Annotated in this window: 22 protein-coding genes; 19 read left to right on the top strand and 3 right to left on the bottom strand. The window is 40.0% G+C overall.

Annotated elements, in window-relative coordinates; genetic code table 11:
- Positions 1–260 precede the first annotated feature (260 nt).
- Positions 261–545: a type II toxin-antitoxin system Phd/YefM family antitoxin gene (locus VSQ61_RS15590; RefSeq protein WP_334345315.1), complete on the top strand. Its 285-nt coding sequence runs from the start codon at positions 261–263 to the stop codon at positions 543–545.
- On the top strand, positions 542–862 hold the full coding sequence (locus VSQ61_RS15585) for a type II toxin-antitoxin system RelE/ParE family toxin (RefSeq protein ID WP_334345314.1): 321 nt from the start codon (positions 542–544) through the stop codon (positions 860–862). Before VSQ61_RS15590 ends, VSQ61_RS15585 begins: the two co-directional genes overlap by 4 nt.
- Positions 863–1,009: 147 nt before the next feature.
- Here VSQ61_RS15585 and VSQ61_RS15580 read toward each other — a convergent pair whose 3' ends face one another.
- Positions 1,010–1,195 carry a helix-turn-helix domain-containing protein gene (locus VSQ61_RS15580; protein ID WP_334345313.1) on the bottom strand — a complete coding sequence of 62 codons (186 nt, stop codon included), beginning with the start codon at positions 1,193–1,195 and terminating at the stop codon, positions 1,010–1,012.
- Between the two features lie 107 nt (positions 1,196–1,302).
- On the opposite strand from VSQ61_RS15580, the gene VSQ61_RS15575 reads away from it, so the two are divergent.
- The 3 genes from VSQ61_RS15575 to VSQ61_RS15565 all read left to right on the top strand — a co-directional run bounded on the left by VSQ61_RS15575 (position 1,303) and on the right by VSQ61_RS15565 (position 4,830).
- On the top strand, positions 1,303–3,909 hold the full coding sequence (locus VSQ61_RS15575; protein WP_334345312.1) for a DEAD/DEAH box helicase family protein: 2,607 nt from the start codon (positions 1,303–1,305) through the stop codon (positions 3,907–3,909).
- 142 nt (positions 3,910–4,051) lie between these two features.
- Positions 4,052–4,327, top strand: a complete 276-nt coding sequence (locus VSQ61_RS15570; RefSeq protein ID WP_334345311.1) for a UPF0175 family protein — start codon at positions 4,052–4,054, stop codon at positions 4,325–4,327.
- Positions 4,324–4,830 (top strand): PIN domain-containing protein, encoded by a 507-nt coding sequence (locus VSQ61_RS15565; RefSeq protein ID WP_334345310.1) that lies wholly within the window; start codon positions 4,324–4,326, stop codon positions 4,828–4,830. The genes VSQ61_RS15570 and VSQ61_RS15565 overlap by 4 nt, the downstream gene beginning before the upstream one ends.
- A gap of 158 nt (positions 4,831–4,988) precedes the next feature.
- On the opposite strand, the gene VSQ61_RS15560 is transcribed toward VSQ61_RS15565, so the two are convergent.
- On the bottom strand, positions 4,989–5,204 hold the full coding sequence (locus VSQ61_RS15560; RefSeq protein ID WP_334345309.1) for a helix-turn-helix domain-containing protein: 216 nt from the start codon (positions 5,202–5,204) through the stop codon (positions 4,989–4,991).
- Between the two features lie 306 nt (positions 5,205–5,510).
- Here VSQ61_RS15560 and VSQ61_RS15555 point away from each other — a divergent pair, with 306 nt between their 5' ends.
- From VSQ61_RS15555 to VSQ61_RS15490, 14 genes are all read left to right on the top strand, one after another.
- Positions 5,511–5,729, top strand: coding sequence for a hypothetical protein (locus VSQ61_RS15555; RefSeq protein WP_334345308.1), 219 nt, complete (start codon positions 5,511–5,513; stop codon positions 5,727–5,729).
- A 14-nt stretch (positions 5,730–5,743) separates the two neighbouring features.
- On the top strand, positions 5,744–6,061 hold the full coding sequence (locus VSQ61_RS15550; RefSeq protein ID WP_334345307.1) for a hypothetical protein: 318 nt from the start codon (positions 5,744–5,746) through the stop codon (positions 6,059–6,061).
- Between the two features lie 45 nt (positions 6,062–6,106).
- Positions 6,107–7,066: a helix-turn-helix transcriptional regulator gene (locus VSQ61_RS15545; RefSeq protein WP_334345306.1), complete on the top strand. Its 960-nt coding sequence runs from the start codon at positions 6,107–6,109 to the stop codon at positions 7,064–7,066.
- A gap of 22 nt (positions 7,067–7,088) precedes the next feature.
- The gene (locus VSQ61_RS15540) at positions 7,089–8,354 is read left to right on the top strand and encodes a dynamin family protein (protein WP_334345305.1); all 1,266 of its coding nucleotides are present in this window, start codon (positions 7,089–7,091) and stop codon (positions 8,352–8,354) included.
- Positions 8,351–10,639 carry a dynamin family protein gene (locus VSQ61_RS15535; RefSeq protein WP_334345304.1) on the top strand — a complete coding sequence of 763 codons (2,289 nt, stop codon included), beginning with the start codon at positions 8,351–8,353 and terminating at the stop codon, positions 10,637–10,639. The genes VSQ61_RS15540 and VSQ61_RS15535 overlap by 4 nt, the downstream gene beginning before the upstream one ends.
- Before the next feature lie 12 nt (positions 10,640–10,651).
- The gene (locus tag VSQ61_RS15530) at positions 10,652–11,200 is read left to right on the top strand and encodes a hypothetical protein (RefSeq protein ID WP_334345303.1); all 549 of its coding nucleotides are present in this window, start codon (positions 10,652–10,654) and stop codon (positions 11,198–11,200) included.
- A 2-nt stretch (positions 11,201–11,202) separates the two neighbouring features.
- Positions 11,203–14,493, top strand: a complete 3,291-nt coding sequence (locus tag VSQ61_RS15525; protein WP_334345302.1) for an ATP-binding protein — start codon at positions 11,203–11,205, stop codon at positions 14,491–14,493.
- 3 nt (positions 14,494–14,496) lie between these two features.
- Complete coding sequence (locus VSQ61_RS15520; protein ID WP_334345301.1) at positions 14,497–14,997, top strand: hypothetical protein; 501 nt, start codon at positions 14,497–14,499, stop codon at positions 14,995–14,997.
- A gap of 3 nt (positions 14,998–15,000) precedes the next feature.
- On the top strand, positions 15,001–15,291 hold the full coding sequence (locus VSQ61_RS15515) for a hypothetical protein (protein ID WP_334345300.1): 291 nt from the start codon (positions 15,001–15,003) through the stop codon (positions 15,289–15,291).
- 220 nt (positions 15,292–15,511) lie between these two features.
- Positions 15,512–15,814: a DUF6809 family protein gene (locus VSQ61_RS15510; protein WP_334345299.1), complete on the top strand. Its 303-nt coding sequence runs from the start codon at positions 15,512–15,514 to the stop codon at positions 15,812–15,814.
- Between the two features lie 217 nt (positions 15,815–16,031).
- Positions 16,032–16,964 (top strand): DUF932 domain-containing protein, encoded by a 933-nt coding sequence (locus tag VSQ61_RS15505; RefSeq protein WP_334345298.1) that lies wholly within the window; start codon positions 16,032–16,034, stop codon positions 16,962–16,964.
- 126 nt (positions 16,965–17,090) lie between these two features.
- The gene (locus VSQ61_RS15500; protein ID WP_334345297.1) at positions 17,091–18,020 is read left to right on the top strand and encodes a YqaJ viral recombinase family nuclease; all 930 of its coding nucleotides are present in this window, start codon (positions 17,091–17,093) and stop codon (positions 18,018–18,020) included.
- Between the two features lie 161 nt (positions 18,021–18,181).
- Positions 18,182–18,982: a hypothetical protein gene (locus VSQ61_RS15495; protein ID WP_334345296.1), complete on the top strand. Its 801-nt coding sequence runs from the start codon at positions 18,182–18,184 to the stop codon at positions 18,980–18,982.
- Between the two features lie 91 nt (positions 18,983–19,073).
- Positions 19,074–19,988, top strand: a complete 915-nt coding sequence (locus tag VSQ61_RS15490; RefSeq protein ID WP_334345295.1) for a DUF5688 family protein — start codon at positions 19,074–19,076, stop codon at positions 19,986–19,988.
- Positions 19,989–20,343: 355 nt separating this feature from the next.
- Here the strand turns inward: VSQ61_RS15490 and VSQ61_RS15485 are convergent, their stop codons facing one another.
- Entirely contained in the window at positions 20,344–21,849 is a 1,506-nt protein-coding gene (locus VSQ61_RS15485) for a hypothetical protein (protein WP_334345294.1), read from the bottom strand.
- Positions 21,850–21,876 lie beyond the last annotated feature (27 nt).

Genomic DNA, 21,876 nt, shown 5'->3' with positions numbered 1-21,876 from the left:
CAAGACTGTTTATGTCTTAGGCGTGTTCCATGAATCAGAAAAATATTGGCATAAACTGTAGTATTGTGTGCTCTTTGGGTGTATCCAAAGGGCGCACCGTATAAAAGAACGCTTCGTGTTGTAAAGCTAAGGTTAACCTATGGGGTGGAAAATTCCTTATGGCATGCTTTTATTTTGATAAAGGGTAATAGGGTTCCAAGATATTTGTTTACATTATAGTCAAATCGAGATATAATATGACTATGAAAGGAGGCGGCACAATGCAGTTGTTACAGGAAACAATACGACCCTCAGCGGATTTGAGGAATCATTACAGCGAGATTTCTAAGCATTGCAGGGAGAATAAAGAAGCAGTTATTATAACCGTGAACGGACGTGGAGACACTGTTTCATTAGCCTATGAAGAATACAAACGGATGAAGGCCAGAATCGAGCTGCTTGAGATACTTGCCGAGGCAGAGGATGATGCAGCTCATGGAAGAGTGGCTTCGATGCAGGAGACCTTTGATGATTTACGTATTCTATTAAAGGGAGAATCGCAATGAGTACGTATCAGATATTGCGAACAGACACGGCGGATTCCCAATTACGTCAGATTATTTTGTATATAGCGGAAAATTGGGGAGCTGATGTTGCTCTGAAAAAAATGGAGGAGATAGAACATCAAATCATGGCTCTTGAAGAAAATCCTTATATCGGTTCCGATCCGCATTACAGAGTTTTGCGCAGACAGGGCTACAAAGTCCTGATTCTGGAAAAGAATCTGGTCTTTTATAAAATAAATGACGAAAGCAAAGAAGTCACAATTTATGCTATTGTAGACCAAAGGCAAGACTATTTAAATATTATTAGAGGCTTATGAGTTTCCGATAAAATGTTAATCTCGAAAATTTTCATGTGAATAAAAGCATGTCTATAAGGTGGGAAAATCTTTATATGACATGCTTTTATTTTTTGTGTGCTGAAATATCTAAATTCCTAAGAGTAGCTTAGATATTTTGGCGGATAGTCATTTTAACCGGCTCTGGGTCAGGATATAATCCTGCAGAGCATCCCTGGGGATTTTCCATACTCTTCCAATTCGGAAGCCCTTTATGGATCCTTTTTCCAGTAATTCATACACTCTATTTTTCCCAATGCAGAGAACCTCTGAAACGTCCCATACACTCATAATATCCGGATATTGATTCAGCATAGCATTTTCCTCCTACCTGCTTGATTTATTAGATTGTTACCAGAGCAGTTACTTTCTAGTAAAAAGAGTCAAAGCCATGCAGGGCGAGGCAGGAGAAAGAGAAGACTATGAAAGTATATGTGAGTTTAGATGAAGAATCTTATAACAGAAAACCGAAAGATATTGTACGGGTAAAGTATAGTGCAGCGAAAGGATGGCAGGAAATAGACCTGCGAAACCTGGCTGATTTGGTAGGGAATCATGGACATGCAATCATTCCAGGGCATTTGGTGGGAGGTATCGGGGCGAAGAACTGTACGGCCATGCAGGTCTTTGCCTTAGACTTTGACCATGGGAGCAGCTTTCAGGAGATAAAAAGAAAATGTGATTCCTTAGAGCTTCCCATAGCCTTTGCATACCATACTTATAGTTCATCTGAAAAAGAAGAACGTTTTCGGGTCGTTTTTGCACATGAGGCATTGATAGAAGATGAGTTTGTGATAAAGATAGTTTTAGCCATGCTCTATAAAATATTTCCAGAGTGTGATTCTGCCTGCAAGAATTCAGATCGGCTGTTTCTAGGTGGAAAGGAATTGATTTATGTGGACGAGAATGCACGTTTGGCCTTGGTGCAATTTCTCATTCCTTTTTATGAGGCCATGAGCAGGGGAGAGAGCAGAAAAAGAAACATTTTTAATTTTTGCAAGAGGTATGAAATTTTAACATACAACAATACGGCAGCAATGGGACTTATGGAGCATCTTCCGCTGTATGGAGAAAATGCCGGAATCATGGAGCAGGCTATTATACATACAGTAGGAGAATCCACGAATCCGGCATTTTTTATATTAGAGAAAAAGGATTTGCACCAAGGCCTTACGTACAAAGTAAAGAAACGGAGATTATCCGTAGGAGGGGAATGCAACTGCCAGCTCTTAAATGATTTTAATGGCGGCAGAGAGTTGGAGCATAATACCCGTTTTGCCCTTCTTACCAATCTCAGACACATTGTGGGCGGTCAAAAGCATTTCCTTGAAATATTGGAATTGTACTATGACAGAGCAACCTATGAGAAGTGGGAAAAGGATATTCGCTATATGGCAGATTACCATCCGCAAAGGTGTTCAGAGGAGTTTTGCCCATATTACCAAGAATGTAATCATGCAGGAACCATAGTGGACACCCTTGCAATGGACCGGAAGATCTATATAGAAAAAGAGACATATTTTTCTTTGGAGGAGGCGAGAAAATGCCTGGAAGAAAATCTGGAACAAGCGTTTTTAAGCAGTGCTTTTGGGATGCATCTTATCCGGGCACAGACAGCAATTGGGAAAACCAAAGCTTATATTGATTTGATTATAAAATATCCAGAGAAAAAATTTATCATAGCGCTACCCACAAATCGGCTGAAAGAAGAGGTGGCGGAAAGAATGAGAAGAGCGGGAATCAACGAGGAAGATATTTTTATGACAATCAGCACCCAGGGGAATCCCTTTTTCCCGAATGAGCTTCAGGAAGATATTGCAGAGGCCCACAGCAGGGGACTTCATAACAAAACAAAGGAGCTTGTTGGGGAATATTATAATGAGATAAAGGACGATCCGGATAAACGGGCGGTGGCAGAAGCATGTGGGCTTTTACTAAAGGGATTTAAAGCATTGAAAGGAAAACGGATCGTTGTTACTACGCATGCGTATTTCCTCCAGATGCCTCCCGAAGTTTTAACGGGTTACACCGTTATCATTGATGAAGATATCCTGCAGTTACAGATTTTCAATAAAATCTATAAGATTTCGGAACAATGCCTGGAAGAGCTAGGGAAAAAGAAAGTTCCCATCTATTCTGATATTGCACTGGAAATACTGAAAGCAGAAACGGGAGAATACAAAAGAATAACCCAGAATCCCTATGTGCCGCCTCTTACAGAAGAACAGTTAAGCGAGCTGGAATGTGCAGGAGGATATAACATCAATGATCTATGCCTTGCTGGAGCCTTTGTAAAGAATCCGGACAGGGAATCAGGAGAGATGGTCATTCAATATTTCTGTCCACAGGAGATGAGCCGGATGAAGTATATTGTGCTGTCGGCTACATTAAACGAGAACATTTATAAGAGTTATTTTCGAGGACGGATGGAGGTCTACTTTTATCCGGAGAAGAAAGCGGCATGTAAAGGAAGGTTAATACAGTACACCTACCATTCACTGGGGAGAAGAGATCTGTCGGATAAAAAACAGGTCTTTTCTTTTGTAAAGAAACTGTTGGGAACGGCACGGCCGGAGATTATTACCTTTAAAGAGAGCAGGAGCATACAGGGCGTTTCGGGAATGAATAATAAGGGGTTACATTTTGGAAATGCAATCGGCGTAAATTCTTTGGAGGGACACAGCATAGGGATTGTGGGGACACCCTTTAAGGCAGAAGAGGCGTATAAGCTAATTGCCTGCTATCTGGATGCGGATGTGAATCGGAAGGAGGATAGGAGGCCCAGGCCACAGAGAGTAACATATAAAAAATGCAGTTTTCTTCTTACCACCTATAAAGAGCCGCTGCTTAGGGAGGTTCAAATGTATGCGCTGGAGAGCGAAATGGAGCAGTGCGTGGGAAGGGCGAGGATTTTGAGGAAAGAGTGCACCGTGTATGTGTGTTCGGCATTTCCTTGTGAGCAGGCAGAGATTCATATGGAGGATTACTTAAAAGATATTGAGAATAAAAAAGTAGCTGAATGTGACTGAGAAATTTGCGGCTGGACAAAAATAAACTGGATATAAATGGATGTGAGACAAGAGAAGGAGGAATATAAATTCTGTTGTAATAATTAAAAATTAACGATATAATGAAAAAAAGTATCAAATGATTGCTGAAAGGAGTGAGTTTATGGTAATGGCAAGTATTGAAATAAAACTACCATCCCCCGCAAAGGATTATGTGCTGGATGATACAACAGAGGTTATGAGAAACGCCCTTTTACTGTACCCAAGCATTGCAAATAATACAATATCGCATGGACGAGCGGCAGAGCTGTTAGGGATGCGGAAAATGGAACTCATTGAATTGTATGGCAGACTGGGGATTCCGTATTTGGATATGACAGATGAGGAGTTTGAGGAAGAGATCCAGACTGTAAAAAGACTGGCAGGTGTTAAAAAATGATTGTAATATCAGATACAACGCCGATTCTTTCTTTGTTAAAGGCGGGGAAACTGGATCTGCTTAAAATATTGTATCAAAAGGTTGTGGTGCCGGAGGCAGTTTATGATGAATTGACAGCCAATGCGGATTATGAGGACGAGAGAAAAGCAATTCTACATTGCTCTTTCCTTTCAGTGGAAAAAGTATCTAATGCGGAATCAGTCAATATCTTGAGGAATGTCACGGGATTAGATGCCGGAGAGAGCGAATCATTGATCTTATATGGAGAGAAGAAAGCAGATCTACTCCTTTTGGATGAGCGCAAAGGTAGAGGCGTGGCAAAGAAAATGTCTGTTCAATATGTAGGGACATTGGGCGTTTTGATGCAGGCTTTTGATGAAGGTATTGTTACAGCAGAAGAAATAAGAAAAATATTGGAGATACTCCTTGCAAGTGATATTAGGCTAAGCCGGAAATTATGTAATAAGGTTTTGGATTATGTAGGGCAGGAGAATTTTTTCTAAATATCGTTTTAAATTGTATAAAACTTAAAAATAGACCACTGACGGCACATACAAAAAGAAAGCCGCCAGTGGTTTATTTTTTGTTAGAATACCTGCTGTTTTGTAAGGGTTATAAGGATAAAGAAAGAGACCAGTCTTTTATGTATCAGGACCAGCCTCTAGGAACGTTTTTCTTGTGTTTCCTCAAATAATTCTCCCACCGGAACTTGTAAGATGCGAGTAAGCTTTTCCAGTGTCTCGAATCGGATAGCGGAGGTTTCATTTTCAATGATATTTTTAAAGTTCCGATAGCTCATCATATCCATCCGTTTGTACAGCCAGTACTTGGTGTGTCCCTGTTCTTCTAATATTTCTAATATACGCAGTCGTATCATAATCAAAATTCTCCTTTTTCATATTTTAGCAGATATCCTCCTTAAAAATAACTCATTTAAAAAAAGCTTATTTTAAAATCTGCCATTAACAAATAAGTTTCTTATAAGAAATATATGGTTGAATATCGTGCGTATAAATAATATAATAGATGTAGCTGAAATAGAGATCGGATATAGAAAACTACTTTGCTGGAGCCTGAAAAAGGCTGTGGCTCAAAATAATATTGAAAAATTTTCCTGCATGGACAAGAAGTGTCTAAGGCGAATTGTATAATAAAAGAAAGAATTTAAATGCAGGAGGACACCATGAATAATGTCAAATGGAAGATAACTAGGTTCTTGGCTTTTTTTGTAACAGTAACGGCTGCAGTAAATATGGTATGTATGATATTGCAGTATTTCAGTCTGAAACGCGTATACCGGATAGAGAAAGCTTATCTGGAAAACAGAGTTGAAGAAATGCAGATGAAGCTTGACGTAGATGAGGCTTTATGGAAAAAGTACAGAAAGCATGAAATGCTTTAGGGGAGGAAATCAGAATGGAGAGAATTAGCAAAGGAGCAGTTCTTACAGCCGCTTTCACAATATTTTTCAATCTAGGGTGTATAGGATCACATTACAAGGTAATCAAAATGCGCAATCAAAAGAGGGAGAGCCTTCAAGCCATTACCGATTACAGAAGAAAGAGGCTGGATGAAGAATGGGAGACCTGTAATGAGATTATAGAGAAAATGGAAGATGCCGCAAAGAAGCCTGTGCAAAAACCTAAAAAGAAAAAGGTTATCTTTTCAAGAAATATTTCTTTAGGGAAAAAGTATTTCAAGCTTTGCCGGGATGCGGTTCTAGGAAGAGTATAAGGCTCTTCATAAACCAAGTAGGAGATATTTTTAGGAGGAGCGGATATGGAGCAGGGAAGCAAAAATGAACGGCTTTTATTTATCTATGCACAGTTGGCAAATGGGTTGACTCTCAACAAGAAACAGCTGGCTATGCACTTTGGAGTTAGCGAGCGCAGTATCCAGAGGGACATTGAAATGATTCGTGATTTTGTGGAGAGGGAAAGCCTTGATACAGGATACCTGAACCATGTGATTTATGACCATAAGGAAAACGGCTACCGCCTGGAACATAGCTCCCAGATGGCTCTTTCCAATTCCGAGGTGCTGGCATTGTGTAAGATCCTTTTGGACAGCAGGGCTTTCACAAAGATTCAGATTAACGCAATGCTGGACAAGCTGTTGGAGTGCTGTCTGCCGGAGCAGAACCGGAGGATGGTAGAAGAGCTTCTTTTAAATGAGAGGTATCATTATACGGAGCTGAGCCATAAACCAGCTTCTCTTGATGTGCTGTGGGAGATAGGGAGATCTGTCAAGGAAAACTGGTATCTGGAACTGGAATACTATAGGCCAAAGGACAATAAGACAGTTTTTCGGAAGGTGAAGCCGGCGGCTGTCATGTTTTCGGAGTATTATTTTTATCTGGCGGCCTACATAACAGATACAGACAGTGGGAAGAAGGCACCTTACAAAGAAGATCCGTATCCTACGATTTACCGCATAGATCGAATACAAAACTGCCGGATATTGGAGGAGCATTTTAAGATTCCTTACAGAGACCGTTTTGAAGAAGGAGAGTTCCGGAAACGGATACAGTTTATGTATGGTGGGAAGCTTAAGCGGATTCAGTTTAAATATGTGGGGTATGATGTGAGTGCGATCTTGGACAAGCTGCCAACAGCGAAGGTATTGTCTAAGGATAAAGAAGGTTGGGAGATACAGGCGGAGGTGTTTGGAGATGGGATTGATATGTGGCTTCGGAGCCAGGGGGAGTGGGTGAAGGAGATAAGTAGTAAGGTGATTTAAAAATATTTGGAGGAGATAGGAGATGCTAAGGATAAAAAGCTTGGAAGAGAAAATGGCAATTTCCTTATGTTTTCAGAGACATCCTATGTTATTGAAAAGCAGAAAACTAAGAGAAGCATATCTAAAAAAATTGGAATATTTCATTCTAAAATATGCACCGGAAGACATTTTTTTAACTGCTATATTAGAACAATATAAGCGCATTTTTCAACGTAAAATGACTTATAGTAAAGATACTTCATTATTTTCTTTACGGTGTGCCTTTGTAATAGACTGTTTATTTCTGTGTGCCTTCAATGATGAAAAGAAGGGACGGGTTGTTTTGAAGGAACTTAAAACATTTATTACAGAAGCATATCATGAAAGCTTGGATACATTATATGAGTCGTTATATCATGGAAAACCATTACCATTTGGGGTGAAAGTGTTTTCAGAACTAATCTATTGCTGGAGAAAAAACCAGGAATTTTTGGAAAAGCCTGTGACAAAAATTTTGGTTACGGCCAATATGAGCGCAGGAAAATCAACCCTTATCAATGCATTAGTGGGAAAAAAGGTTGCCAGAACATCTCAGGAGGTTTGCACAGGAAATAATTGTTTTATATATAATAAACCCTATGAAGATAATCAGGTTGCTTTACAAACACCAAAATTGAACTTAGATGCGAAGGAAGAAGAGCTGCAGAAATATGATTGGCAAAATTCAATATCTATGGCAACGAATTTTCGGTGTTCCTATAAGCAGACACCAAGGATGTGTCTCATTGATACTCCAGGAGTAAACTCATCTATGAGCAGGCAGCACAGGAAGATAGCCAGAGAAGCATTGATACAGGAAAAATATGATATTTTGCTCTGTATTTTAAATGCAAATAAATTGGGAACAGATGAAGAATTGGAACATATAAAATGGGTATCTGATAATATTCCCAAAGATAAAGTCATTTTTGTGCTTAATAAGCTGGATGATTTTAGGAGTGAGGACAATATACAGGCAAGCATAGAAGGGGTAAAAAAAGATTTAAATGCGATTGGCTATGAAAATCCGATAGTTTGCCCTATATCTGCTTATTTTGCATATCTACTGAAAAAGAAAGAATACGGAGATATATTGACAGAGGATGAAGAGGACGAATATCTTTTGTATTCTAAGAAGTTTGGAAAACAAGAATATGATTTGTCTCCATATTATGTGGCAAAGAGTGAAGAAGATATGCAAATAGATCCGCTTTATAAAAGTTGTGGAATTTACTATTTAGAAAAAATACTATATGGAGGAATGGTATGAAAAAAGTATTTATTAAGTACAATCCGTATAAGCTGGAGACAGAGATTACTGTGGAAGGTAAAAAATTGGCACAGAACAGTAACCTGGGAGAAAGGAGTGCGCCGGGAACTCGCTTCCAGGAGTGGGTGGAGGATCTGCCGAAACTATTGGTAGAAGAATATAACGACACAGACTTTGAAATTGTATTCCATGGCACACTGTTAGATTATGAAGATTTAACTGAAGTTTTTACCGAAGCATATAAAAAAGGGCAGCTTACAGCAAAGCTAGAGCGAAAGCCGGCAAAGGAGACTTCGGATAAAGAGGTATTGATTGATGAGGTTTTCAAAAAGATTCAGGAGGGGCCATTTGAGGAGCTGCGAGCTGAGGAGATAAAAAGCGCTTTTGAGCATGCAAAAAGCAGTGATTTTGAAGTATGTGTAGTAGCCACTATGAGTGCTGGGAAGTCAACCCTTATCAATGCCATGTTGTGTGATAAGCTGATGCCTTCTAAACAGGAGGCATGTACGGCAATTATTACACGCCTTAAAGATAATGATAATGATACATGGCAGGCAGAAGTTTACAACAAGGAAAATTGTTTGATTGAGACCCACGAAGCGTTGAATTATCAGACTATGGAAAGACTTAATGGAGATGAAAGTGTGTCAATGATAAAAGCTGTTGGGAATATCCCGTTTGTTACAGCAGAGGATGTTTCTCTTGTTTTAGTTGATACGCCGGGGCCTAATAATGCTCGTGATCCAGAACATGAAAAGGTGCAAAGTAAATTTTTGGGCACATCTTCAAAATCGCTTGTACTTTATATAATGGAAGGAACTTTTGGCTCAGTGGATGATGATAACCTATTGAAGCGTGTGGCTGAAAGTATGTCGGTAGGCGGCAAGCAGTCAAAGGACAGATTTCTTTTTGTAGTAAGCAAAATGGATGATAGAAGAAAAGAAGACGGTGATACACAACAGATGCTGAACCGTGTTCGTGAGTACTTAAGTAAACATGGTATCGAAAATCCGAATTTGTTTCCAGCAGCGGCACTTCCGGCTCTTAATATCAGGCTGATAGAAAAAGGAGTAGAGTTAGATGAAGATACTATGGATGAGACAGAGCTAAAGGTAAAAAAGCTAAATCGAAATGAACAGTTTTATTTAGAAAATTATGCAACTCTTCCTGGAAGTGTTTCCGGGAAGATTAAAGATGAACTTTCCAAGGCAGAGAAAAGTAACGAGAAAAATGAACAGGCTTTGATTCATACGGGTGTTCCCTCTGTGGAAGCGGCTATTCGCCAGTATGTGCAAAAGTATGCGAAAACTGCAAAGATTAAAAATATTGTGGATGCCTTTAGACATAATTTAGATGAGGCCAAGTGTTTTGAAGATACAAAATGCGAATTAGCCAGGAGGCAGGAAGAACGTGAGAAATTCATAAAAATGATTGATAGCATTGAGCAGAAAATCAAAGATATAGAAGGAGCAAAGAAATTTGATGATGCAGTGAATGATGCAGTTAAAAAAGTAAAAATCGAAACACAAAATATAGTTGATGGAATTGTAAAAAAATTCCAGATAAATATACAAAATAGAATTAAAGAAAAAGCAGGCGAAGAGTGGAGTAAAGATGAGGCTCAATATGAATATAGACGATTAGAAAAATACGCCCAAAAGTTGGAACCGGATTTTCAGGAAGAGCTTGATGAAATGATTAGGCAGAAGCTAATTTCTACAGGAGAGAGATTATTAGAAGAATATAAAAGGAAACTGATATCTCTAACGGAAGATATTAATATTAATGAAATTTCAGAAATATCAATTGATCCTTTAAAGCTTATGGGTGGAAGCATTATCTCGGCAGATTCTATTGGTGTAGAGAGGTTTATTCAGACAAAAAAAGTTGAAGATGGAGAAGAATGGGTAAAAAATACAGATAAGAAATGGTACAAACCTTGGACTTGGCTTCAGGAAAGTGGATATTACAGAACAAAATATAAGAATGTAGAATACATAAAGGCATCTGAGCTTGTACACGAGTTTTTTAGTCCAATTGAAAGCGGTCTTTATAATAATGGAAGAAATGCCAAAGAGTATGCAGATATGCAGTCGGAGAAAATAGCAGAACTATTTAGGTCAGAGTTTGGGAAATTAGATGAGAAGCTTAAAGAAAAATTGAAGGAGCTTAAGGACTATGCAACAAATAAAGAAAAGGCGGAAGAAAGAATTAAAGAATCCGAATCTAAGCTTACGTGGCTAGAAAAAATTCAGACGGAAGTAGAATCTATATTGGAAATTTAAGGAGGTATCATTATGGCATTACCAAAAGCATTTTATGAGGCAGTAGCATCTAATAGTATATATGACATTAGAATTATGATGAAAAATAGTTTGTTAGTAGATCCGACGTTTTCCGAATTCGAGGAAATGGAGAGAGAAGTAAAACTTATAGAGGGTCTTTTCGATATACACGATGGACGAGATTTTGAAACAGATAGATCTTTATGGGATGAAGATTATATGGCAGAATTAATGGTGCAAGTAGTTAATAATTTTTCCCCTGAAAGAATCAAGCATTTAAAAGAAGTAGTCCGCTATTTAAGAACTGTAGAAAAAGACAAGCTATCTAAATCAAAACAAAGTAAGAGCAATACAAAAACCTTAAGCTACCAGGAACAAAAGCGAAAAGACCAGTTAGAAGGCAATTACCGTGGCGCCAAGATTGCGGCAGGCGCTGTTGTTGGTGCCACTGTTGGAGGAACAGTGGCATATGCAGCAGGAGTGACAGTAGCTGGCGGTGTGGCAGCCGGAGCGATTATTGGTGGAGCTGCCGTTTACATAGGTACTGCGGAGAGGAGTTAAGCATGAGTGATACAGTTATTCTCGGACAAGCAGAGCGGACAAAGCCTTCTGCTCAAACAAAACTGCCAGTAAATCAGCAGTCAGAACAGCCTGCTGTTGAACAGCTTCAAACGAATCTAAAGGAGGCAAGCAGACTGGTAGATGATATTGTATTAAAAAAATATCTTTATCGTCTAACCGAGTTGGACATAGTCCCTCTTGATGACAGACTGAAAAATATCAGTGATATCAGACTGTTTCGGATTACAGAAATGGTCTATCAGAATCGTGAGTATGCGACCTATAAGTTTGCATCTGTCTTTAATGCTGTGCAAAATCTAAATTGCGGTGTTTTTCTCATTGCAGACAGTGATGGAGAGAAGACAGAGTTTTATATGGGAGTTCGTTCACTGGATGACAAAAGAACAACAAAATCGTTGAAGGATACTTTACGAAATGCCTTGTGCGGGCAGTTCCCAGGAGTTAAAACTCAAGATTTGTTAGATTCTTCAGCAGAGGAATTTTTGTCCAACATTGCGGCAAAGAATATCGCATCTATTTCATGTGTGGCAAAAAATAAGGATGATGAGTTTAAAGATAATGAGAACTTTATTCAAGGTTTAGAAAAGCTTGTGCTTGCTATGCAGGGACAGTCATATACTATGGTTGTTTTAGCGAAAAGTACTCCAGCAGAGCAGTTAGAAGAGACAAGAAAAGCGTATGAAACGATTTATACACAACTGTCACCGTTTGCCAATATGCAATTGTCTTATGGAACAAATACTGCATTAAGTATTTCGGATGCATTATCTCATGGGACAACTACCGGCAAATCCTATTCCGAGAACACTTCTACGCAAAAGGGAACCAGTCATCAAAAGGGGAGCTCTGAAAGTAAGTCTGTGTCAAAGCCGGATACCTTTGCTACAGCAGCCAAAACGCTGGGAAGCGTGGCGCTTGGTGTTGCAAGCCTGGCTACCGCTCCTTTGACGGGAGGCGCAAGCATTGCGGCTGCAGCAGCTATTACTATAGGACAGGCTGGCCTAAGTAGTGTAATTCCCAAAACCTATGGAAGTGGGACATCAACCTCTACCAGTGATACAGTAAACGAGTCAAGAACACAGAGTGAGAGCTATGGTACCTCTGAAAGTCAATCAGAGAATAAAGCGCACACAGAAGGAATTACCTCTGGTTCTTCTAATCAGATGCAGCTAACTATGCAAAATAAAAATCTGTTAGACACCATGGAAAAGATTGAGCTTCAATTAAAACGGATTGATGAATGTGAAAGCGTGGGAATGTGGGAATGTGCGGCGTATATACTCTCTGACACCCAGGAGACTGCTGAAATGGCAGCCGGAACTTATAAGGCATTGATGAAAGGGGAACAATCAGGGATTGAGACATCAGCAATTAACTTTTGGGGGCGGCAAAAGACAAAAGAACTTCCCCTTTTAAGAGCATACCTTACAAACTTTATTCATCCTGTTTTTAACTATCCCTCCAATACAGGAAGGATGGCAGTAACGGCAGCATCTCTTGTAAGCGGTAATGAGCTGGCAATTCAGATGGGCTTGCCCCGTAGATCCGTCTGTGGTTTTCCGGTTATTGAACATGCAGATTTTGGCAAGGAAGTAGTACAGTATGACCGGAAAGTAACCGGTAGGACATTTACCCTTGGTCAAGTATTCAGCATGGGAAGCAAGACAAATACAGAGGTTAGACTGGATAGCGATTCATTGACTATGCATACCTTTGTTACGGGCTCAACTGGTTCAGGAAAGAGTAATACGGTCTATGAGATGTTGGAGCAATTACATAGTTTATATCGAATTCCTTTTCTTGTTGTGGAGCCTGCAAAAGGTGAATATAAACACATTTTTGGCCAGTTTGTAGATGTTGCGGTTTACGGAACGAACCTCAAGGTGGCACAGTTGCTAAAAATCAATCCCTTCCGCTTCCCCAAAGGAGTTCATGTATTGGAGCATCTGGATCGCCTGGTGGAGATTTTCAATGTCTGCTGGCCTATGTATGCAGCTATGCCTGCAATTTTAAAAGAAGCTATGGAGAAAGCTTACATTGCTGTAGGATGGAATATCAGTACTTCTGAAAATGAGAAAGGGGATAAGTATCCCAATTTTGTGGATCTTTTAGAACAGATTGAAAATGTTATCAATGATTCCAAGTACTCTGCGGACAGCAAGGGCGATTATTCTGGGGCCTTGCTGACGCGTGTCCGTTCCTTGACCAATGGGCTGAATGGACAGATTTTCTGTTCTGACGATTTAGCTGATTCCGAATTGTTTGATAAAAGTGTCATTGTAGATTTAAGCCGTGTGGGTTCAACGGAAACAAAGTCGTTGATTATGGGGCTTCTGGTAATGAAGCTCAACGAATATCGCATGGATTCTGGAAAGATGAATCGTTCGTTGTCGCATATTACGGTATTGGAGGAAGCTCACAATCTGTTAAAACGGACCTCAACAGAACAATCAACAGAAGGAGCCAACCTATTAGGCAAATCTGTAGAACTGCTGGCAAATTCGATAGCAGAAATGCGGACTTACGGAGAAGGCTTTATCATTGCAGACCAGTCTCCGGGACTGCTTGATATGTCAGTCATCAGAAATACAAATACAAAGATTATTTTGCGTCTGCCAGACAGAACGGATAGGGAGCTTGTGGGCTACGCAGCAGGCTTAAATGATGAACAGATAGAAGAACTGGCAAAGCTTAAGCAGGGCGTAGCTGCAGTGTACCAAAATGATTGGATTGAACCAGTTCTGGTACAGATTGATAAATGTGAGATTGAAGAGAAGGAATATCATTTTACACCTTGTGAAAAACCAGCGGATCTAAATGTCTGTCGGTTACAGCTTATGCATTTTTTGATTCAGGGAAGAGTAGATGAACCTCTGGAATTTGATGTGTCCGAGATAGAAAAGGGCTTAGGAGCTTTGGGACTTTCTACGGAGAACCAGGAATTTGTTGAGGAACTAATAGAAGAATACAAAGAAACTGGGAGCTTGGAATTATGGCAGGATGGTAAGTTCAGGAGATTATCAAAAATAATTACCGATATTTTGGAGAGCCGGAACAGAATAGAGAATTCCGTTCTAAGTGCGCATGATAATCAGGAATTGACAGAAGAACTGGAGAAGATAGTGCTCCAAATGTTTCCTGATGCGCAAAAAGATGTGGTTCTTACACTTAGTCAGTGCTTTATGAAGGACATGAGCCTGCAAAAGGATGAAAATGAAATCCGCAGAGGCATTTATAAGAATTGGATAGATTCTGTGAGGGAGGCATGGTAAAATATGATCGAAATGAATTCTTTTAAAGATGCGGTAGATAAGATTAGCAATCGCTTTGAAAACAGTTTTTTGGGAAAAGAAGCAGAAAAAGCAGATGTTCATTCCGATGATTATGATGCACCCTTGGCGAAAGAAGTGAATTCAGCTATTAAAAACAAATTAGACGGCCTGCAAAGAGAGCATGATGTGGAAGAAGAACTAGAAAGGCAATATCCCTTGGAGAAAGGATATTCCGTGATATCAGAGGCTTATCTTCGCAATGAAAATGGGACAATCGTTAAGGATACAGTGACTGGTGAGGCGAGACGAATTGATTTTGTTGTAGCAAAAGATGAAAAAGTGGTTGATTCTATAGAAGTAACGTCAAAAACAGCGGATAAAACGGCTCAGACGGCGAAGGAACTACGTATTCGAGAAGCTGGGGGAAATTATATCCGGGATTATGAGGGCAACCTTATCGAGATACCACCAGAGGTACATACAAGAATAGAAAGAAGGGATTGATAGATGAAGATTTTTGACAAGGCTCAATGGCATATTGATGCAGGAGAAAATTCTTTAGAGATAGTTGATAAGTTTAAATTAGTATTTCTGTTTCTTGAAAAGCAGGATTTGCTTTCGGAGGATGGAAAAGAAATGCTTGAAATTGGTATAGACAGTAGCATTTCTTTGAATGAACGGATGGTTACAGAAAGAGGCTGTATTTTTTTGGAGAATTGCTATGATGATGTGATAGGACTTCACGGTGATGAACTTGTTGAAAAATTAAATGAGTTATATCAAAATTTTGTGAGATGAAAGAATATAGGTGGAGGAAGTACATGTAAATTAGTCAGTATATCTTATGCAGAACGGCTTATGTTGTTGTAGAGGCTGCAATGGATTTCTGCAAAAAGTAGTGCGGTCAGTTATATATTATATCCATGAACAGGCAGAGGGTGAGATGCTCTCTGCCTAAATTATTGTAAGGAAGGAGGATATACATAAAGATGGGAAGGAGGAGCAAACGGAGAAAGCCATGCAGAGGATTTTAGAGGCATTTGCCAATGATGCCCTTCGGGTAGAGGCAGATGTAGGAAAAAGAAGTAAGGAGCACCAAAGGGTTTGGGAACAAGGCAGCAAGCTGCAGGATGAATTGGAAGAAAAGCTGGGGCAGAAGGAAAAGGAGCTTTTCGAAGAGCTGATGGATACCATGGCAAGCGAGAGCAGTTATTACGCCCAGGAACGGTTTATCTACGGCTACCGGCTTGGAGTATTGATGACAATGGAGGTATTTTCAGATCCGGATATTTTTGTGTGGAAGGGCATGGACAGGACTTAGAGGAGCCTGTCTTTTTTGATGTAATGGGAAATGGAATTCCTTTATTACTTTAAGCTTCCATATTCCAGACGGTGAAGATCAGGAACCTAAAAGTATTGTTTGAGGCGAAAGGAGAAAGAAAAAAAGTTGGAGACAATCATATGGACTATTATTGGCAGCATTTTGATAGTCGTGGGTGAGATTATAAAAAATAATGATGGGAAAGGAGAGGAATGATATGGCAGCAAATGTTGAAAGCATGTTTTATGTAAGAGAAACGCCCTGGCACGGGCTGGGAACTAGAGTATTGGAGGCTCCGGCGTCTAAGGAGGCGTTGGAGCTGGCTGGCTTGAACTGGAAGGTTTTGCAGGAGCCGGTGTATACGGAGCAGAAGGAACTGGTTCAGGGGTATAAAGTAAATATCCGTGACAGTGACCGCAAGACCCTTGGAGTGGTCACAGAACGCTATAAGGTAATCCAGAATGAGGAAGCCTTTGCATTTACGGACGAGCTTTTAGGAGAGGGTGTCCGTTATGAGACAGCCGGAAGCTTAATGGAGGGAAGGAAGGTATGGCTCCTAGCCCATATGCCCCATGAGTATATGATTTCAGGAGAACGTATCAGCCCCTATCTGGTGTTCTCCAACACCCATGACGGTTCCGGTGCGGTGAAGGTAGCTGTAACACCCATCCGTGTGGTGTGCAATAATACCCTGAATCTTGCCCTGCGGGAAGCCAAGCGTTCCTGGTCCATGATTCATACCGGAGACATTAAGGGGAAGCTCTTAGAAGCAAAGGAGACACTTCTTACGGCTCAGAACTACATGGATCAGCTTGGGAAGGAGTTTGAAGTCTTAAGGATGAAGAAACTTACAGACCAAAAGGTGATGGAATATATCAATCTGCTTCTCCCCATGGAGGAGGATGTCACCTTACAGCAGGCAAGGAATATCAAGCGCCTTAGAGAAGACATGAAACAGCGGTATTTTGAAGCTCCGGATTTAAAGGACACGGGAAAGAACGCTTACCGTTTTATCAATGCGGTGTCCGACTTTGCTACCCATGCGGAGCCCTTGCGCCGGACAGCGAATTATAAGGAAAATCTTTTCAGCCGTACCATGGAGGGAAATCCCATGATTGATAAAGCTTATCAGTTGGTACAGGCAGCTTAGAGCTAGTATATACGTACTTATAATAATTTATGACCATTAATGAAGAGACTTACAGACAAGAAAGATAGGGAGCATCCATTCGGTGATGCTCCTACTTTTGTGTCCGGAAGAAAGGAGCAGATCGATATGTATACCAAAATACCAACAGCAGGGATGAGCAGGGAAGCATGGCTTAAACTTCGCAAGACGGGGATTGGAGGCTCGGATACAGGCGCTATTTGTGGATTAAATCCCTACAGTAGCTCCATGAAGGTATACCAGGATAAGACATGCACAGAATCGGAGGAGATTGACAATGAATCCATCCGTCAGGGACATGACCTGGAGGATTACGTGGCACAGCGGTTTATGGAGGCGACCGGATTTAAGGTGCGCCGCTCGAACTATATGTATCGCAGTACGGAGCATCCCTTTATGATAGCGGATGTTGACCGCCTGATTGTAGGAGAGGATGCAGGTTTGGAATGTAAGACGGCCAGTGCCTATAACGCAGATAAATGGAAGGATGGAAATATTCCACTCCACTATCTTATGCAGTGCTACCATTATATGGCCGTTACAGGAAAACGTACCTGGTACATAGCCGCAGTCATCCTTGGACAGAAATTCCTTTACCATAAGCTGGAATGGGATGATGCCCTAATCAGTGAGCTGATAGAGGTAGAGCAGTATTTCTGGGAGAATCATGTACAGAAGGGAATCATGCCAAAGCCGGACGGCTCCGAAGCCTGTGATGCGGTCCTGAACCACTATTTTAAAAGAGCGGAGAAATTTGATATCTTAAAGCTTTCCGGCTTTGATGAAAAGCTCCATAGAAGGGAAGCGATTGTGGAGGCCATAGACAGGCTTAAAAAGGAGCAGAGCCAGATAGAGCAGGAAGTAAAGCTATGCATGAAGGACCATGAAAAGGCAGTGAGTGAAGCCTTCCGTATTTCCTGGAGCAACGTGGAAAGCACCCGACTTGATACGGAGAAAATCAAAAAGGAACGGCCGGAGATTTATCAGGATTATGCAAAGGTTTCCTCCTCCCGACGGTTTCAGATAAAGGCGGCCTAGAAGAAGGAACCGGATAAAGCGGAAGGGGAAAAACCGCATAAAATAAGGTAATATTTTTTACAATGCTTAAATCGATCCACAGATATATGTTATTTGTGGTTGGAAAATGAGTTATTTATGCACAGTGGGGAGTGTTACCAGATAGGAGAAAATCAGAAAATATGGAGAAAACAAAAGAAACGGGAAGGACAAAAGAAGCGGAAGGTACGAGTGTAAAAGCTCTAGGAAATGGAGTTGTTAGGCTCCTGCGGGCAGATGAAATTGAGTGCCGCATTGCCAGCATCAGCGAGAAGGGGGTAAGTCTGCTTCTCTATAAGGACGCCAGGGTGGATCAGAAGATCTTAGATGAAACCTTCGGTCCTTTTGGTTGGAAAAGAAGCCATCAGTGTATGGATGGGAAGCTATACTGTACCGTGGAGATACGGGACAGGGAAACGGGAGAATGGATAGCCAAGCAGGATGTGGGGACCACGGGAACTGCTGAAAAAGAAAAATCCCAGGCATCCGATTCCTTTAAGAGAGCCTGCTTTAACTGGGGGATTGGAAGGGAGCTTTATACGGCTCCCTTTATCTGGATTCCGGCGGATAAGGTGAGGATAGAGAAGAGGGAGGGACGCTTTAGCTGTAAGGAGCGGTTTTCTGTTCAGTTTATTGCATATAGCGGCAGCAGAGAAATTGATACCCTTTTCATTCAGAACGAAAAAGGACTTTCAGTGTATGAATTTTATGCAAAGAAGAAACAGGGGGAGCCAGAGAATAAGCCCCCAAGAGAACGAAAGGAAGCTCCCATTGTCTCAAAGGAGCAGATGGATACCTTGGAGAAAGAACTGAAACGGACGGGAGTAACCATGGAAGCCGTACAGGACAGATATCTGATTAAGAATCCGTCCCAGATGTCAGAGACACTTTACAATCAGGTGATGCGTGCCCTTGCAAAGACAAAAACGGCAAAGGCGGCCTAAATGGACAGAGGGATAAAAAGATAAAGAGATAAAAGAAAAAGAATCAGGGAAGAAAGAATAAGAGAAAAAAGAAAAGCAGGAGGATAGCAAAATGAACTATGAGGAATTCAAGGAATATATTTTGAGGGCATTACGGGAGCATTATGGAGAAGAAAGAATCGTTACGGTGGAGAGGACGACGAAAAAGAACAACAGGCATCCGGAGGGAATTTGTGCCAGAAAGAAGAATAATCCTGAGAGAGTTACTCCGGTCATTTATCTGGAAGAGCTGTATCGGAATTATCAGGAGGGGATGGAGCTGGAAGCCTGTATAAAGGATGTATGCGAGAGAATAGAGGATACCGAATACTTAGAGGAGATGGAGAAATTTGTGGAGAGAATCGAAGACTGGCAATATGTGAAAGAGCATGTTTATCCGGTACTTCTTTCCACAGAAGGGAATCAGGAGCTGTTAAAGAGCCTGATATCTACCCCTATGTTAGATTTATCCGTTATTTACAGCATACGGCTGGATCTAAAAGAGAAGGGGAGTGCAGATGTCAAGGTAAATGAGGTGCTGCTTCGCCTTTATGGAATCAGCAGGGAGGAGCTGCATCAGCAGGCTCTATGTAACATGGAGCAGGACGGCTACCGATTCCAGAGCATGGCAGAGATGTTAAAGGAGATGTGCCCGTTTGCCCCTTGTAACGAAGAGCAGGGAGAAAAGGAGAAGGATGAAAATGAGCCGCCCATGTATGTACTTACAAACAGGGATAAAAAATATGGAGCGGCGGGGATACTGAACTGGAGGCTGTTACAGGAGTTTGCAGGAGGAAGGAGCTTTTATATCCTGCCATCCTCCTGCCATGAAACCATTTTTATTCCGGCAGAGATGGAGGGTGATCCGAAAATCCTGGATCATATGGTGGCAGACATTAACCGGACAGAAGTATTGCAGGAGGAACGCTTGTCTAACCATAGCTACTATTATGATGGAGAGGCTGGGGATATCCGGTTGTGTGCTTAGGCTTTGCGTAGGGAAATAGTGTACCAATAATGTACCAAACAGAACAGGGAAGCTTAAAAAGTCAGGTTTTATGCCACTTCCGAGGCTTGGAACTGTGGGTCTGTAACACTCTGATCACCAGTTCAAATCTGGTTGTCGCCTCTTAGGGATCACAGTGATGTGATCCCTTTTTTTCTAGGGAAATTAACATTTTTTAGAGATCTCACTCATAATTCCTGATTTTAAAAATTAGTAAAAACTGTAGGAAAAAGCCGTTTTAGACCGGTTAAAAACATTATCAGATGAAAAATAGTGTACCAATAGTGTAGCAAAATAAGACGAGGCGGCTTTGTGTTCACTCAAAATTATAACAGTTTCATCGCACAAAACTATTTAGCAAAGAGTAATAATCATATCCGATACTTTTTTGTAAACTTTTAAGAAGATTTTTATCAGTAGTTTCTTTGGCCTCTTGTGTTTTCTTTTCAAAAATAGATTTATTAGGTTTATTAGTATTATTTGGTGAATACGGCATATTATATATCATACTAAAATTATCAGTAAGATCAAAATATAATTTAGGAATTATATGATAAAGAGTTGTTAAGTTGTCTCCAAATTTACGTAAATCTAAACAATCCATTTCTTTAAGAATTAGAAGAGTTGGGCCTATATCCTTTTCCATGTTTTCCAAATTTACAATATATTTCCCCTTCATAAAAAATAATTCCGAATATAGTTTGCCTTGTTCGGTATTTTTTTCAGCGAAATATAACTCTTGGGTTAGCTTTTCGCAACATTTATCAAGATCTTTTTCACAGCTGTTGAATAAATAAATGGAAAAGGTTTTTAGCAGTATAGTAAAGGCTGCATTAATTGTTACATATTCATGGTACAGGATAGAAGGGTTATTTTTAATTAGAATTGATAAGTTATAAGTAAGCGGAATGGCTGCAAATGTTAAAAAATAGTCATTCCATCTTTTATGTACGCTATCAAAATTGCTCTCTTTTATGCAAATGGAAGGATCGAACAAAAAGGAGAGGATAGCCCGAGAATGGAAAATAAGTTCCCGATTATGATAATATATCCATTCATCTTCGTTCAGATTGGAATTATTGTCTTTATTAAATGGATTCCAATATTTTTCCACGTGTATTAGTCCGCAAAGAAATTTGTTGATTGTATCTTTTAGTTTATTATAGTCAGTTCCTTTTTGAGAAGGGCGTGAGTATTTTGTTAATTGGGAAAGCGATTCCGTTAAATTAAACACATAATGTCTATTTAAAAGGGTGTTTTCCCTATTTTTCTCAATAGTTTTCGAACTAAGGTATCTTTGATTATTAAAAAATAATTCCAAAGTCAGGTTTTTACAATAGACACTAATCATGGGAACTTCGTTATTAGTTTGATACAACATAAATTGATTTAAGTAGGAATTTTCTGATGCCTTTTTTGTGAGCCTTTTATAAAGGCTTATTCCATTAGAATCCCAGTCCATGTTATTTTCTGAAAATGTATTTAATGATTCCTTTAGATCAGTATAAGAATCTTTTTGTTGCAGATAGCGAAATGTCTGTAATGCGCTCAAACAGCAGTTAGTCAAGAGAATTTCTTTAGAATCTAAATCTAAAGATGTTAGGGAGTGATGAGGGCTTTCTAATATTATTTCAAGATAAGGTAAGGTGTTTTCTAGACATAGATCAAATATGGAGGATTTTTTTGATTCATCTTCTGATGTATGTTCCTGTGTTTTTTTCGGCGGTCTTTCATATATAGAGAGATTCGGAGGGATATTTGTGGAGATAGCTAATATATCATTGAGAAAGCATTCATCTGTTTTTAAATTATTTAGATTGCTAAATAAAACCAAATTTTTCATTATAACATTTTCCTTTCTGAATATCAA

It is taken from the genome of Candidatus Merdisoma sp. JLR.KK006 (assembly GCF_036941035.1).
Lineage (GTDB): Bacteria > Bacillota > Clostridia > Lachnospirales > Lachnospiraceae > Laedolimicola.
This window is presented reverse-complemented; position numbering and strand designations above follow the sequence as displayed.